Genomic DNA, 15,118 nt, shown 5'->3' on the forward strand with positions numbered 1-15,118 from the left:
CCTAAGGAAAGCAATGCGCAAGCATGGCCGGCCCAAATCGATTATCACAGACAGGCTGCGTTCATATGGGGCGGCATTGAAAGAACTGGGGATTGTGGACAGTCAGGAAACCGGGCGCTGGTTGAACAATCGCGCCGAGAATTCGCTTTTGCCCTTCCGACGACGAGAACGGGCGATGCTTCGCTTCAGGCGCATGCGAAGTTTGCAGAAATTCGCTGCCGTCCATGCGTCATTCTATAACTCGTTCAATTCGGAACGTAGCCTCACGTCAAGATCGAATTTCAAGCTGAACCGCGCCGCCGCCCTGGCCGAATGGCGGGGTCTTTGTGTGGAATAAGGGGCAGCAACGCTGTCCATACGTAGACGAGTTCGAATTGGTCTGGCAGCACCAACGCGACTGAACGTACTGGAGAAATAACCATGGCAAGTCTCGTAACTCGCATTGGCGTTCATGTACTCGCCCTGTTCTTGTGGCTCTCATCGCCAGCTGCGGCACAGGCCCCCATTGCCGGCAATTATGGCATTGGTGCCGGCTTGGGCCAGACCTCCGCCATTCTTCCGCCGCCGGGAACGCGCGTGATCGAAAATGGGTGGATTGCCTACAGTATCGACAGGTTCGTTGACGATGAAGGTAAGGACATAGGGGCTCCGGGTGGTGACGTGCACGCTGCGCGCCTAGCGTTTCGCTACGTCTTCCCAGGGATCGAAATTCTGGGCGCGGATTATTCCGCCGGCCTTGTCTTGAGTTATCGGGATCAGGTCCTGCGACCGGCCCCCGGATCCGGAACCGCCTACCAGCAAGGTGATTCCGTCATCACTCCAATCGCGCTTGGGTGGCACATGGGCGCCTGGCACACGCAAGTCTCGTATTCGATCTGGGTCCCCACCGGCAAGTTCGAAGACGGCGGCCAGACCAACACTGGCAAGGGGCTCTGGAGCCAGATGTTCTACGTCGGGACGACCTGGCGGCAGGAAGCCGACCTGCCCTGGGCGGCAACCTTGCAGGCCCGGTACGAGACTTTCGGCGAGCAGAAGGACACGGACATTCGGCCCGGCGATGTCTTTTCGCTCGAAGCCGCTGTTGGAAAGGAAGTGGTCCCTGGTTTGAGCCTTGGGGTTCTGGCGGCGACGTCTTTCCAGGTGTCGCAGCAATCCGGCACTCCGGGCGGAAACCCCGAAAAGTACCGGATCAACGTCGCCGGCGGCGAGATCGTCTGGAAACCCAGCTCCCTCCCCGGAGCGCAGGTTGCCCTGCGAGTGGGCAAGGACTTTGACAATCGCAACACCACCGAAGGTGTGGCGAGCCTGTTGTCTCTGGCCTACGCTTTCTGACCCCAACGATCCGTTCCGTGCCCTGCGGTCCAAGACGCATCGGGAGCCACTCGCGACCCTATAGCATCGCACCCAACATGCCGATGATGGTTGCAGACGACAGGATGACAACGATGACTGCAAGCGTCTCCCGCCGCCTCGCGCGCTCAATCAGTTCAGCTGGCGACTCGTGATGCTCTTGCCCGCTTAATTCTTCACTGTGATTGATCATCGAACGTCCATTCCCGGGTATGTTGCTGCCTGGGGAATGAGGTGATGCTGAGAGTGCTCAGGCGGGATGTTCAAAACAGTTCGTTACGGTTTCGAACCGATACTCATTCTGGTGAATCGCCGTGATGCACAAGTCGCCTGGAGCGGTTCACTGCGTGAACCCAGCATGGTCGCACGGATGCATGAGCCAACAGGTACCCTCGACATACAAGACCAGAAATTGGCTCGCCTAGGTCGCCAATATATCCCATGACCATTCAAGTTTTTTTTGGGGGGGGGGCCATGGCAAGACAGAAAACTTTGAGTAAGGTGAACTTGCCAACAGGGGAGAATCGAGATGAAGTTGATTATGGCCAGTGTCCTGGCACTAAGCGCGAGCGTTGCTCATGCCCAGGATGCCGCAGATCTGGTTTTGAAGAACGCTTTCGTCCTGACAATGGACAAGGAAAATCCCGAGGCTCAAGCCGTTGCCGTGCGGGGCAATCAGATCGTGTATGTCGGCGACGTGAACGGCGTGGAAAGCTTTACCGGCGAGAACACCGAAGTTCTTGACCTGACCGGCAAGATGGTGCTCCCCGGCTATGTCAGCGCCCACGACCATGTTCTTGGCTCCGCGTGGTCGACACTAGGCGTCGATCTGAATGCGGCAAAAGACAAAGAAGAAACACTGCAGATGCTGCGGGACTACGTGGCGGAAAACCCGGATCTGCCGATCGTTGTCGGCCAAGGATACAATGCAACCCTTATGGGGGGGGCGCCGACTGCCGCCGAGTTGGATGAAATCATCCCCGACAAGATCGCGATTATCATCGACTTCACCATTCACGACGCTTGGCTGAACACCAAGGCGCTCGAAGCCGGAAACATCACCAAAGATACGCCGGACCCGGTGCCGGGGGTTACTTACTGGATCAGGGATGACGACGGGAACCCATTGGGCGTCGGCAAGGAAGGATCGTGGTTTCCTGTCTATACGAAGGTCGCTTGGGATCCCGAGCGAATGATCGAGGAAAGCCGCGAAAAACTTCAGCCGCAAGTGGTCGCAGGCGGCACAACAACAGCACTGATTCCTGGTGTTGTCACTCCGAATTTCACAAACGCACCTGGCATGTTCGATGATTTGGAGATTTCCATGAAGGTGCTTGAAAAAGCGCTCGCCGACGGTGATTTGCCAGTGCGAACGTTTGTTCAACCGGCCTACAAGGACGCGACAGCCGATCCGGTTGAATTTGCGGCGCGGGCACGTGCAATGGCCGACAAGTACAACGGTGACTTGTTTCGCGTACATGGCATCAAGTTACACCCCGAAGGGACATGGAGTGCCGGCGCGGTTCTGATGCTGGAGCCGTTCGAGGGAACAGACAATATAGGCATCTCGGCGGTGAAACCGGATCAGATGAAAGAGGTCGTCAAGGCAGCAAACGACCAAGGTCTAGATGTTTTTGCCCATGTTGAAGGGTCGGGCACTGTGCGTGGGATGATTGACGCGATCCTTGCGTCGCGCGACTCCGGCAACGCGGACGAGCGCAATGCGCTGCATCACTATCAGATCGTTCATCCTGATGACCAGCAACGCATGATCGACAACAGCATTCCGGTAAACATCACTCCGATTTTTTCGGTGGATTGGGCTGGGCAGGATCAGGACTTTCTCAGCATGTTGGGTGACACGCGGACGAACGAGCGTGTTTCTCAATACAGGCCACTGGCCGATGCCGGGGTCAGCGTCAGCCTTGCAGGAGATTACCCATCCGCGCCGATGTCGACCAACAGTATGCTCTATCAGATCTATACTGCGGTTACGTTCAAGAACCCCCTGGACCCCGCGAACTCTAAGAAGTTCCCAAATGGTGCTGCCCCGCTGGATCTGATGCAGGCGATTGAGGCCGTAACAATCAATCCTGCTTGGCAATTGAGAATGGAAGACAAGCTGGGCTCCCTAGAGGTGGGGAAATTGGCCGATATTGTGATTCTGGACCGAAATATTTTGGAGTTGGATAATCCCGAAGAACTGCTGACGACCAAGGTTCAGGCAACGATCATGGATGGCCAATTCCGTCATCGTGACGGACTGTGAGTGGGCTGCCAGAGGCAATGTCAGAGCAACTTGGCTTGCGACGGGGTAGGGCTGAGTAGCGTCCCGGCATGACGAAACGCGACCCGTTCAAGTTTTTCTGAACCTCACCTGAGATCATCCGTCTCGGGGTCATGATGTATGTGCGCTTCCAGCTGTCGCTGCGCGACGTGGAGGATCTTCTGCACGAACGCGGCGTCGACATCAACCACGAGGCCGTGCGATTTTGGTGGCATAGGTTCGGGCCGGTGTTCGCTTCGGAGATCCGGCGGAAACGCGCTGAGCGATTGCGGTCAGGGCCGCAATTGCGATGGCACCTGGACGAAATGTTTGTGAGGCACTGTCAAAGAAAACCGGCTTGAGGCGGGTAGATCGGTTTTGTAGCGTCGCGACATGACCAGAAGATCGCCGTTTCGCTATTTCAAAACCAGTCAGGAAATCATCCGCTTGGCTGTAATGCTGTATGTCCGTTTCCCACTTTCGCTTCGCAATGTGGAGGATCTTCTGCATGAGCGGGGTGTCGATGTGAGCCACGAAGCGGTTCGATATTGGTGGCATCGATTTGGTCCGATGTTCGCTTCTGAAATCCGAAAGCGGCGCATTTCCGGCATGAAGTCGAGCCAGTGGCGTTGGCATCTGGATGAGATGTTCGTGAAGATCAATGGCGAACGGCACTACCTTTGGCGGGCTGTCGATCACGAAGGTGAGGTGCTTGAAAGCTTTGTCACAAAGGCCCGCGACAAGAAAGCTGCATTGAAATTCCTAAGGAAAGCAATGCGCAAGCATGGCCGGCCCAAATCGATTATCACAGACAGGCTGCGTTCATATGGGGCGGCATTGAAAGAACTGGGGATTGTGGACAGTCAGGAAACCGGGCGCTGGTTGAACAATCGCGCCGAGAATTCGCTTTTGCCCTTCCGACGACGAGAACGGGCGATGCTTCGCTTCAGGCGCATGCGAAGTTTGCAGAAATTCGCTGCCGTCCATGCGTCATTCTATAACTCGTTCAATTCGGAACGTAGCCTCACGTCAAGATCGAATTTCAAGCTGAACCGCGCCGCCGCCCTGGCCGAATGGCGGGGTCTTTGTGTGGAATAAGGGGCAGCAACGCTGTCCATACGTAGACGAGTTCGAATTGGTCTGGCAGCACCGCCACTTGCCCTCGCGAAAGCGTTCTCCCGACTCGGCTGCGGCCGGATTTTTCCCTTGTTTTCGAGCGTTATGCGGGACGGGCTGAGCACTAGCAGTAGCGCCAGGTGGCCCGAAAGCGGTCTCTAAGGGGCGATTTTCTCCGGACCTCATGACTTCGCCGTTTTGGTGATTAGCTTGCAAGGCGCTGAAAAACCACGTCTTTGCGACGTAACTGGCCAAACACTTCGAGGCTACGATCCCTTCGTGTTCCGCCAGTTCGGCGATGGTCGCGAACTTCCCTGATTCCAGCATGCGCTTCCAGCGGAACGCACGGGCCAGCGCCTTGACGAGGGTGCTGTCTGTCCGTCGCGGTTGCGTTGCACCCTCGGGTAACTGCATCTCTTTGCGCCCGCCACGCTTCACGATCCTGAATGGGACGTGGAGTGTAATCGTCTCGGGGGTCGGAGCCCCGCAGGTCATGCGGTCGCCTCGATGCCGCCAGCCAGCATTTCGCAGGCCAGATCGCCGAGACCGTCGACGCGTATGGCATCTCGGCCGGACAGATGCTCAGGCGCACGTCTCAATCACTTTCAAGTCAGGCACTCTGGGTCAAAGCGGACTTATCCCCTTGATGCGCCAAAGTGCACAAGGGCAGCCGATCATTTTGATCTCACCCGAATTCCCTGAAGAAGCTGCGTCTAAGCTGCTGGCAGCTGACATTCGAATGGTATTGCTTTCTGACTTCCTGGATGATCTGGAAACTGATGAGCCGTGTATTTTGGCCGAGCACCGTCGCGACGGGCCAGAACTCGTCATCTATCACGACAGCGGCAAGGTCGAATGGCGAGGCAGATCGATTGTTTTCACCCATCAGACGTTCCCGGCGTTCTTGCGCATGGTCAAGCGGTTGAAGACAAACGATCCGATAGCACCCGGACCGGTGGTTGAAGATACGACCGGTCGGGCCGCGTCAGACCTGGTGCGCGAAATGAGAGCAAAAGTGACCAGCGCCGGGTTCTCCGACAACGAGGCCAAGTCTTTCATCAAGACCCACCATGCTCGTGGATACTCAGTCACTGTGCCTCTGGACAAAATCGCCTTTGAATAGCCAGAGGCAGCCATTTCACATCTGTCGTTTTTGTTGAGCCTCGTTGTAGGGTCAGACAAAGCAAAGATTTCAATCAGGTGTTGTGATGGAAGCCCGTACCAAGAGTGTTGAAGACTGGTTCTCGATGATCCGCGAGGGTTTGCTGACGCTCCCGCGGTTTCAGCGGTTTGAAGCGTGGCGGCCAAACCAGATCGAAGGCGTCCTGGAAAACATGCTGCGGGTGCCTTTGCTGCCGATTGGGGCGTTGCTGATCCTCGAAGTCGGCGACAAAGAGTTGTTCCATTCACGGCCGATTTCGGGGGCGCCCGAGCCTAAGGGCATGCCTCAGATGAATCTGCTCGACGGGCAACAGCGGATGACCGCGGTCTGGCGATCCCTCACGGACGACTACGACGAATTCACAGTCTTCGTCTCGCTGGAGAACGATGAGCAGCCAGAAATAGAAATCGTGAAGCGCTATCTGAACAAGAGCGGAAAGCGCATGCCGCTTTGGGCGGACAATCCTCCGGAATGCCTTGAGCGTCATTTGTTCCCTGTATCGATCTTGTGCCCCGGGTCGAAAGGGGAGCAGGCCATGGACGAATGGACAGAACGTGCGGAGACGTCCAAGTCCACCGACAAGGCCATTATGCGCTTGCGGCAGCGCATGGCGTCCTATCCCATTCCATTTCTGTCCTTGCCCGTGACAACGGAGCAGGAAACCGCCCTCGACGTCTTCATCAAAATGAACACCTCCGCTTCCCCGTTGAAGGATTTCGACATTGTTGTCGCTCAGCTGGAAGGCGCGGTGGGAGACTCGTTGCACGACATGATCGGCGAGCTTCATGAAGAAGTCCCGGCCGCAGGTGACTATGGCAAAATCGAGGATACGGCGCTGGCAATCGGCGCATTGCTCAATGGCAAACCGCCGCTGAAGCGGACTTATCTGGATCCAGAATTTGGGAGCGAGTTGGCGGCAGTCTGGGACCAAGTGGTTCTGGGTATGAAGCGTGGGGTGGCGTTCCTGCGCGACGAGGCAATCTTCAATGAAAAGCTCCTGCCAACCGAAGTCATTGTCTATCTGACGTCTGCCCTATGGGCCAATGTCCCGATTGACGGTGTGGATCAGGAAGGGCGCGCACGCACATTGATCCGCAAGGCAATCTGGCGGGCCAGTTTCACTGACAGGTACCTCAAAACAGCGACCACGCGAGCTTTTGCAGACTACAAGGCGATCCTCGCCGAGATTACAGATCCTACAACAGATGCGCAGGCAGACCTTTTCGATGAGGCACAGAACCCCTTGCCGCAACCTGCAGAGCTCATTCGGGGCGGCTGGCCGAGCCGGAAAGATCGTCTTGGGCGGGCAATCATGGCCGTATCACTTTATGGCGGCGGGTATGACTTTGCAGATGGTGCAAAGGCGACTGCTGAGAATGTACGCTTCCGCGAGTATCATCACGTCTATCCACGCGCTCTTCTGCAGGACAATTTTCCAGACCATGAAGTCAATTCGGCGCTGAATTGTTCCCTGATATCCTGGAAGACAAACCGGAAAATCGCGGCAAAGACACCAAAACAGTATCTCGAAGAACGGGCTCAGGATGCAAATGCCACCGAAGATCAGGTACGGCATCGATTGGAAAGCCACCTCGTCCCCTACGACGATTTGGTGTCGGGAGACTTCAAGAGCTTCGTCGAAGCGCGGGCCGAGCGGGTCCATGCTGCGATGGTGAAACTGGCAGACGGCTCGTTGCCTTGACCTGTTCGTTCTGACCTCAACCGAAGTGAAGGTTTCCCAGAACCTCCCATAAACTTCCCAGACCGTTCCCACCAATCGAAGCCCGGCAATCGGCACTCTCGGAGCATCAGAAACGATGACCGAGGCACACCGATATGCAAGTCGAGCTTGAACCGAAACACGTCCACATCATCACCTCAGAGGCCGCAGCGATGGCGCGGCACTTGCAACGCAAACTGGGCTTGCCCGTTTGTGAGCAGGAAGACTTGGCCCAGGATCTGCTGGTCGATCTCTTGCGTCGCTTGCCCGCCTATGATCCGGCCAAAGGCAGCCTGGGTGCATTTTCAGGCCTGATCCTCCGGAATCAAGCGTCACGCATCGCAATGAAAATCGTGCGGGAACGCCGTGCGGCAGGTGGCTTTACAGTTTCCCTTGATGCGCCGGTCGCGGAGGACGATCCCCGCCCTTTGGTTGAGGCTATTTCTGACACTCAGGGTCTCGCTGCTTGGCACGGCCAACACCTGTCGCAAGCCGAGAAGCAACAAGGCCGTATCTCGCTCGAGACTGCACTGGCGCAGTTGCCTCCTCCAAACATAACAGGCACGGCTTCCGTGTCAGTGGCGGGAAGCTACTTGCATGCTCATAGACCGCCAGCTAACTATTTGGTAAAAGCGGCTTTTGGTCTTTCGGATCCTTCGCGAGCGCCCAATGCAGCCAGCAAAGACATTTGAAGAGCGCAGATCTCGACGGGCAGCCTATTGTGAACACAAAAACCGGTACAAATAGATCTCTACGAATAGAGGACTTGGGGCCCGAAGTTGATCGCCTTCGATTGGACGAGCTTCGGCAGGCTTGGGGGTACGCGGCTGATGATCCCTTACTTGCCATTGGAAAATTAAAGGGCCGAGAAATATCGAATGGCAAGAAGATCTTTTTCCTTGAGCATCTAGAACACCCTCGTTCCGCAACTGGCTTTGTGTATCCTGAAGATGTCTCTGGCCGTCCAGCGAGCGCTTTCGTGCCGCCTCCCGAGGTCTCCCGGCTTGAACTAGATGTAAGTGGCGCGAAAGAAGAGATTTGGGCTATTGCAGAGCTCGAGCTTTCCTCAAATCGCGAGCGCGAAAAGCATAAAAATCCCCACAAGTGCGACGTTAGAAGAGGTTCGCTTCGGTTGCTTCGGAAGCTTCCGGAAGACTGGGTTCCGGCTATCATCGGTGATGAGAGCCCTCGGCTTATTAGCGCCGCCGCAATGTCCGTGATTGAAGCCGAGATCAAAACTGAAAGAGAAAAACTTCAAGAAGAACTTGGAGTGCTTCAAAATGAGACCGCCGAAGCCGGTGGAGCTCTTAACGGGCTCCGACACGCGGTCGCGGGCGAAGAGCGGAAGCTCATGACGTTACAAGCAAAAAGTGAAAGAGAGATTGCCTTGATGGAAACGCGCGTCCGCCGCCTCAACGATCTCCTCGACCAGAAGGGACGTCGACTTGTTGCTCTTGGCCTAATTGACGAAGATGACCTAGCCGTGCTTTTGCCTTCTTCCGGAAAGCATTCCGAACAACCAGGACACAGCTTCCAGTCCGATTTCGGCGGCGATTTCGAACGATTGGCGCCCTTCATTCAGGCGAGGCTGTATGCACGCGGAATGTTGTTTAGCCAAGCACAGCTTCGCGACGTGCTTGCTTTAGTAAGAACGCACGATCTTTTTGTGCTTGCCGGTGACTCTGGGTCAGGAAAAACAAGCCTCATTAAAGCGACGGTGGAGTCGCTGGGCGGCCGCTGCACTATCGTCCCGGTCAAGCCGAACTGGACGGGTCCGGAAGACTTGCTCGGCTACTTTAATCCGATTGAACGCAGCTACCAGTCGACGCCGTTCCTAAAGGCTCTACAGCTTGCTGCAAGTGAGCCGCACATTCTGCACTTTATTGTTCTGGATGAGATGAACCTTGCGCGAGTAGAGCATTATTTCGCCGATTTTCTCAGCCTTCTTGAGAACCGAGAAACTGTTCCGGACATCACGCTCTACACCTCTGACGAGGAACGGCATACCGTCGTTTCCCACGGCCTGTTCCTTGCAATTGAAGAGGAAGTCCGGAAGCGTGTCGGCCTCCCCGAAACTGCCACGCTCGAAGATCTACTCAAAAATGAAGAAGCAAATCGTCTTCTGCACCGCCTCGGTGGCTTCGAGGATGCGGAGTCGATTTTAGAGCATCATGCGCGTTTGCGGCGAGCGATGGCTGCGCAGATTCGTACACCAACCTCCCTTGCAATGCCGCCAAACGTACGAATTGTTGGCGCAATAAACATTGACGAGACAACCTATTTTTTATCTCCGAAGGTGTTGGACCGGATCCACGTGGTTCGTTTTCGCAACCCGGTTCTCCAAGACTGGTCAGCGATTGACGCCGAAGTGGAAGAGTCCGACCTTGATCTCGCGCTTCCCTTGTACCTTCCTCCGAGTGAAATTGGGTCCAGAACCGATTATCCGCGCTTTGATCCAAGCGATCCTAATACCGAATTTCTTGTGAGGTTGGCCCGGGAATACCTAGATCCGCTGGGAATCGAGTTCGGGTTCAGGGCTATACGTCAAAGCTTGCATTACATAGACCGCGCAAGAGATGTTGGTGTGGAGCCGCCAGAGGCGCTCAACAACGTTTTACTGCATAAGGTTCTCCCAAAGCTCGTGGTAGACACTACCCGCCAGGGACCAAGTGGGACGAAACGGGCAGAGCTTCTGTCTGATCTGCGCGACGCCGTTGCGGAAGCGATGACAGAACTCGATCTTTCCTCCGTTCCCGAGAGTTGCGTTGTTGAACTCGATCGAGTGATCGCCGGCGTTGACGGTAATAATGGGATCGCTAACTACTGGTTGCGCTGATGCCTTTGGTCGAGCTTCGATACCTGGACGTTCGATGGAAGGCGTCAGGAACCGCAAAATCAGTCACAGTTGCACCGCGATCCATCCCGATCGAGATTGAACTCGACGGAACAATGCGTGCCGAGACAGAGATCTTTCATGATCTCTATCCGGTGCTAGGGATGCGATTGGATGACGCATTAGCTGAGCACACACCCGTATTCGTCACCGCAGGTGAAGATAATGTTAGAATGCAGCCTGTTTCAGACTCTGAGGGGCACACATGGTGGGTGGAAGCTGGTCCTTGGCACGAGCGCAGCAAGAGGCATCTATGCGAACTACACCGGACAATCGGTAAGTTCGAAATCCAGGTTGGAGATCAAAGACTCATCCTTAACAACGTCGCTGCAGGTCTTGGCAGAGTCGAACTAGAGGATTTCTTAAGAGATTTTCAAAATGACCTTTACTGGCTTTTACTTGGCTTTGGTTCTGGTAAAGCAGTTTTGGGTGGCCGACCTGTTCCTGGCGGAAGCAAGGGGGAGATCGGACACGACCAACGACCACATGGCGCTGATTTATTGCTCGCTGATGCGCTTGAGCGGTTTTCTGAAGCTGTCGAAAGAGTTCTGCATCGACCTTCGCACGACCTCCATGAGGTTCATGGTCTGCAGGTTCTCGCCAAGCTGAGACCGAACCAGATGTCGTTCCGGCAGTATGTCCGGAATCCTTCAGTAAACAGGCTTCAGGGCCGTCAGGCAGAAGTCACGGTCGATATCGCCGAAAACCGCTATATTCGGCACATGGTTCAAGTGGCGGCAAAGCTTTCCGAGAAGTTGGCGCTTGCAACAACACGGCAGGTGCAGGCCCTTGAAGAGAGAGCAGCGAGCGAAATTGAGCGTTGTAAAGAGTATCGGGCGACACAGTATCGAATGGTTGAGAGTAGCGTGTTCGACCGGCAACTCGCAGAGGCGCAGGAAACCTTAGAGAGGATCAGAGGCCTGTCCGAATGGACTTCTGAGCAATTTCCTGCCGATGCAAGACACATAGAAATCTCGATAGGAAAACAATTTGGAGAAGGGGGTAACACTTTCTTTTGCAACAAGCCTGACGGGAAGCCGACAAAAGATCCTTCCCGTGGCATAAAGTATTGGGTCATCAAGTTGCCCGACGCTTTAGCGTCCGCAGTTACCGCCGCTCGCCCATTGCGACCCACCTATGAGATTGATGCCATCATGAGCGTGCAGGCGATTGGTCCAGAGGATCAAGGCCGCTTGCTCGAACTTCACCAAGTAATTGCTGTGGAGCCGCGATCCGAGGCAATTGGAAGAAAACTGCGAAAGAGGGCGCGCCTTGCAGCAAGTGACTGGCTTGCACCGCTCTCGCGTGAAGAGCGCCTTGAACTTCAGCAGGAGGCGCGGACTGCTGAGTTGCGGGCGAACACCTATTCGGAGCGTGCTGCTGCCGGAAATTCGGCGGCCTCTGCATTGGATCGCTCTTGGAAACGACTTAGCCGCCAAAATCGAGACTGGGGCAGAATGGGGGTTCGGTCGGATCCACAGATGCCCTTTGGAATGCGTTTTAGTCAGACACCAGTGTACTCTGCATGCCTTGCTGCGTTTCGAAAGGTTAGCGAACTAGCGGATCGGGCGGGTTTCGGCGAAGATACCTTAGATGCTGTTGATAGGATTGGAATCCTCCATGCGAGCGCACTCTACGAACATTGGTGTCTGATCAAAATCTTACTGGTGTTGATTGAAGAGTTTCGCTTTGTGCCTCAGGCTGGGTGGCAGGAGTTGCTTATTCGGGGCGTAACAGGCAATCGGGAAACAATATCCATTGAGTTGGCGCATGAATCGTTTGATCTCTGCGCCAAGCTCGATATTCAGCCAGTCCTACCTAATGGGCGAACTCCAGACTTCAGACTGCGCTTCAAGCGGGACGCTTGGTTTAGTAGAAGCCTCGACAGAACCTCTATCTTTTCGCGCGCAAGCGCGCCCTCAGACTGGGACGGTCAGACTGCGTTGGTCATGGACGCTAAGTTTCGAAATTCTTGGAAGGTTGGTGAGCTCGGAGATGTGCTCCTGACCTTGGTTGAGGCCAAACGCTACGGTGGCGATCGCGATCGCGTATTTGTTCTTCAGCCGGCGGGTCGAACAGTGGAATCGCCTAACAGTCCGTTGGATTGGGGGAAGGACTGTGATTACGGCCAAACGGCGAACGTAGACCACATGAGGGGACATGTCCGACTTGCGCCTGGTGCGCAAGCAAGTCGGTCAACGAACAACTTGAAGCGCTTGATTGCGCTTCATTTGCAGGCATATTTTCCCGCGCCTGGAAGCACGCCGACAGAGCTTTCGGATACAGACTACAGCATATGTGTTCGTTGCGGAACTAAGCATATTGCTGAAAAAACTCAATGGCTTAAGACCAAGTCTGGCTACACGTACTGGGCGATGAGCTGCCCGTCGTGCGAAATGGTTTCTACACGTACCCATTGCTATGATTGCAGGACAACGCTGTTCAAGAACGGATACCAGCTGACGTATCATCAGACTTTGGCCGATCAGATCACGAATGTGTTTTGCCCGTCTTGTGGAGCGTTCTTCGAGGAAGAGCATAGCCATCAAGTTCAAACAGTATGAAAATGGAGAAGGTTCGACGTCAGTCCCGTTCCCTCCGCCACTTGCACGTTGCAAACCCGAAAACAGGTCCCTCGCGGGGCCTTTTTCTTTATGTGCCAAAGGGGTTTGCAGGGACCATCCGCCCTTCGGAGACTGGCCAGCTGCGCGAGATCGGTCTCCGAACGCCCACCGTCTCTTTCCACCCGCCCTGCGCTCTCCGCGAGACGGATTCAAAACCCCCATATATCTCAATGGACTGATCGGAGCGCGCTGCGCCCGTGTTTCGCTGGTTCCGGCTTGTCTCAAGGCAGATGGCGACGCGACACGGGCGGCGTGGTCTTTGGTATGTCTTGGGAGCTTTGCGCGAAGTTCCTGGGGAGTAGTAGAGATCGAAAAGATCAGGGGGCAACCGGCGTGGAGGGGGCTCGCGCGGGATCAGGGCAGACTATCGGGTGAGACTTCACCAGGTTCTAGGGAGATCACCAGCCTTCGCCGTGGATCTGTTTCCTCGGCATTCCCCTGAAGCCATGCAAGGATGTGCTGCGAGTCCTCTACCGAAACCGTTGCATCGCGGGAGATGCGGAACCCTGCCATGCGTTCAAGATCGCGCGGTCCCAGCATCGATCTTTCCAAGTACGTCCGGATCGAAAAGACCGGCATGGGATCTGGAAAGAATGACTTGGCCGCAGCATTCACCCGAACAGGCGTTCATCCGTATGACCTGCGACTGCCCTAGTCCACGTATCCCGACCGCTTACTGTGCTACTCATGGACAACAGTGATAGGAAAGCAATTACACAGACTTTCTGTGCCGGTTGATTTCTAGCCGACACTCCACGAGATTCGGTTTCCGTTGATCTCGACGGTCTTGCTTGTGCCGGAGAGATCGAGCTTTGAACCTAGAAGATACCATCATCATTGAATTCCAAATGCGGTAAATCATTGGCTCAACGTATGACCGACTCTCTTTCCGACTACATCTCCAGAGATCTTCGAAAAGTCGATGGCTGGTTGACGGCTTTTGACGCCCGGCTAATCGTGGAGATACTGAATTGGCAATTGGCCAACGGAGTCGTCGGGTGTCTGGGCGAAATTGGGGTTCACCATGGCAAGCTTCTGATTTTGCTTCAATTGGCTGCTCGGGCCGATGAATCCGTGTTCGGCGTGGACCTCTTCGAGAACCAGTCAGAGAATGTCGACCGATCCGGGCGCGGAGACCGAGATGCGCTGATGCGCAACGCCGACCGCTTCGGGTCGGGGTCCGAAGCTCTCGTCATCATGAAGCGCAACTCTCTGAAGCTAGAATGGCCCGAGATCGAAAAAGCTACGCAGTCGGACTGCAGATTTTTCAGTGTGGATGGTGGCCACACGACAGAAATAACAAAGAATGACCTGATGATCGCCGATCAGAGCCTGGCAAGCGAGGGCGTGATTTGCCTCGATGACTATTTCAACAAGTCGTTCCCGGAAGTGTCGATCGGTCTCTGCCAGTTCATGAGCGACGCAAATCTGGCTCCGTTCGGGATATCGGAAAACAAGGTCTTTCTGTGCCGCCCGGAGTTGCAGAAGGCATATTCCGATTGCCTGCGAGGGGCCGTTCGCGAAGCCGAGCACGCCTCGGATGTGGATTTTTTCGGGTATGCAACACCGGTTCTGCAGAAGCCGAGAGTGGCCTACGAACGCATCAAGACGTCCAGGCTTGCGCGACAGCTTCAAGACACGGAACTCGGTGAGTCGCTCAAGCCATTGGTGAGGAGATTGTTTGCACGGTCCTGAGGCGTGTGAACCCTGTGGACACTGGTGATATCAGTGCGAACCAGTGTTGGATCCAAGAAGCTCTTTTTTGTCACCAGTTTTGTAACAAAATCAATTAACTGGATGCGTTTGCCCTTCCGTTGGTGGAGCGGCCGAAGCAATGGGACTCCCGGGTGACGGCGCGGATCAAGGCAGCCTTCGTGGTCAAAGCGGGCGAATCTCGCCGGCGCAGCCAGATGGCGTTATGCTTGGGCTGTCGGCACTGTAGAAAAGTGACCCGTCTTACCACCGCCATTTCTGATCCGCCGAAATG

10 protein-coding genes and 2 pseudogenes are annotated in these 15,118 nt (G+C 55.3%); 11 read left to right on the forward strand and 1 reads right to left on the reverse strand.

Annotation, left to right across the window (positions count from 1 at the left end):
• The 5 genes and pseudogenes from GSH16_RS06060 to GSH16_RS06075 form a co-directional block, all read left to right on the forward strand.
• The coding region (locus GSH16_RS06060; RefSeq protein ID WP_160853081.1) for a DDE-type integrase/transposase/recombinase at positions 1-337 on the forward strand (337 nt) is incomplete at its 5' end.
• Positions 338-420: 83 nt separating this feature from the next.
• Positions 421-1,332: a SphA family protein gene (locus tag GSH16_RS06065; protein ID WP_160853083.1), complete on the forward strand. Its 912-nt coding sequence runs from the start codon at positions 421-423 to the stop codon at positions 1,330-1,332.
• Between the two features lie 547 nt (positions 1,333-1,879).
• Positions 1,880-3,619, forward strand: a complete 1,740-nt coding sequence (locus GSH16_RS06070) for an amidohydrolase (RefSeq protein WP_160853085.1) — start codon at positions 1,880-1,882, stop codon at positions 3,617-3,619.
• Between the two features lie 131 nt (positions 3,620-3,750).
• Positions 3,751-3,951: pseudogene (locus GSH16_RS15870) on the forward strand (IS6 family transposase); the annotation flags it as partial.
• 58 nt (positions 3,952-4,009) lie between these two features.
• Positions 4,010-4,714 (forward strand): IS6 family transposase, encoded by a 705-nt coding sequence (locus GSH16_RS06075; protein WP_160853087.1) that lies wholly within the window; start codon positions 4,010-4,012, stop codon positions 4,712-4,714.
• A gap of 279 nt (positions 4,715-4,993) precedes the next feature.
• On the opposite strand, the pseudogene GSH16_RS15875 reads toward GSH16_RS06075, so the two are convergent.
• Positions 4,994-5,227 (reverse strand): annotated as a pseudogene (locus GSH16_RS15875) (hypothetical protein); the annotation flags it as partial.
• A 151-nt stretch (positions 5,228-5,378) separates the two neighbouring features.
• Here GSH16_RS15875 and GSH16_RS06080 point away from each other — a divergent pair.
• The 6 genes from GSH16_RS06080 to GSH16_RS06105 all read left to right on the forward strand — a co-directional run bounded on the left by GSH16_RS06080 (position 5,379) and on the right by GSH16_RS06105 (position 14,826).
• Entirely contained in the window at positions 5,379-5,855 is a 477-nt protein-coding gene (locus tag GSH16_RS06080) for a hypothetical protein (RefSeq protein WP_160853089.1), read from the forward strand.
• An 85-nt stretch (positions 5,856-5,940) separates the two neighbouring features.
• Positions 5,941-7,596, forward strand: coding sequence for a DUF262 domain-containing protein (locus GSH16_RS06085; protein WP_160853091.1), 1,656 nt, complete (start codon positions 5,941-5,943; stop codon positions 7,594-7,596).
• A gap of 134 nt (positions 7,597-7,730) precedes the next feature.
• Complete coding sequence (locus tag GSH16_RS06090) at positions 7,731-8,306, forward strand: sigma factor (RefSeq protein ID WP_160853093.1); 576 nt, start codon at positions 7,731-7,733, stop codon at positions 8,304-8,306.
• Between the two features lie 101 nt (positions 8,307-8,407).
• Positions 8,408-10,450, forward strand: coding sequence for an AAA family ATPase (locus tag GSH16_RS06095; RefSeq protein WP_205524026.1), 2,043 nt, complete (start codon positions 8,408-8,410; stop codon positions 10,448-10,450).
• Entirely contained in the window at positions 10,450-13,071 is a 2,622-nt protein-coding gene (locus tag GSH16_RS06100) for a DUF2357 domain-containing protein (protein ID WP_160853095.1), read from the forward strand. The genes GSH16_RS06095 and GSH16_RS06100 overlap by 1 nt, the downstream gene beginning before the upstream one ends.
• 933 nt (positions 13,072-14,004) lie before the next feature.
• A complete protein-coding gene (locus tag GSH16_RS06105; RefSeq protein ID WP_160853097.1) occupies positions 14,005-14,826 on the forward strand; it encodes a class I SAM-dependent methyltransferase in 822 nt (273 codons plus the stop codon).
• Positions 14,827-15,118 lie beyond the last annotated feature (292 nt).

The organism is Oceanomicrobium pacificus (genome assembly GCF_009833495.1).
GTDB lineage: Bacteria > Pseudomonadota > Alphaproteobacteria > Rhodobacterales > Rhodobacteraceae > Oceanomicrobium > Oceanomicrobium pacificus.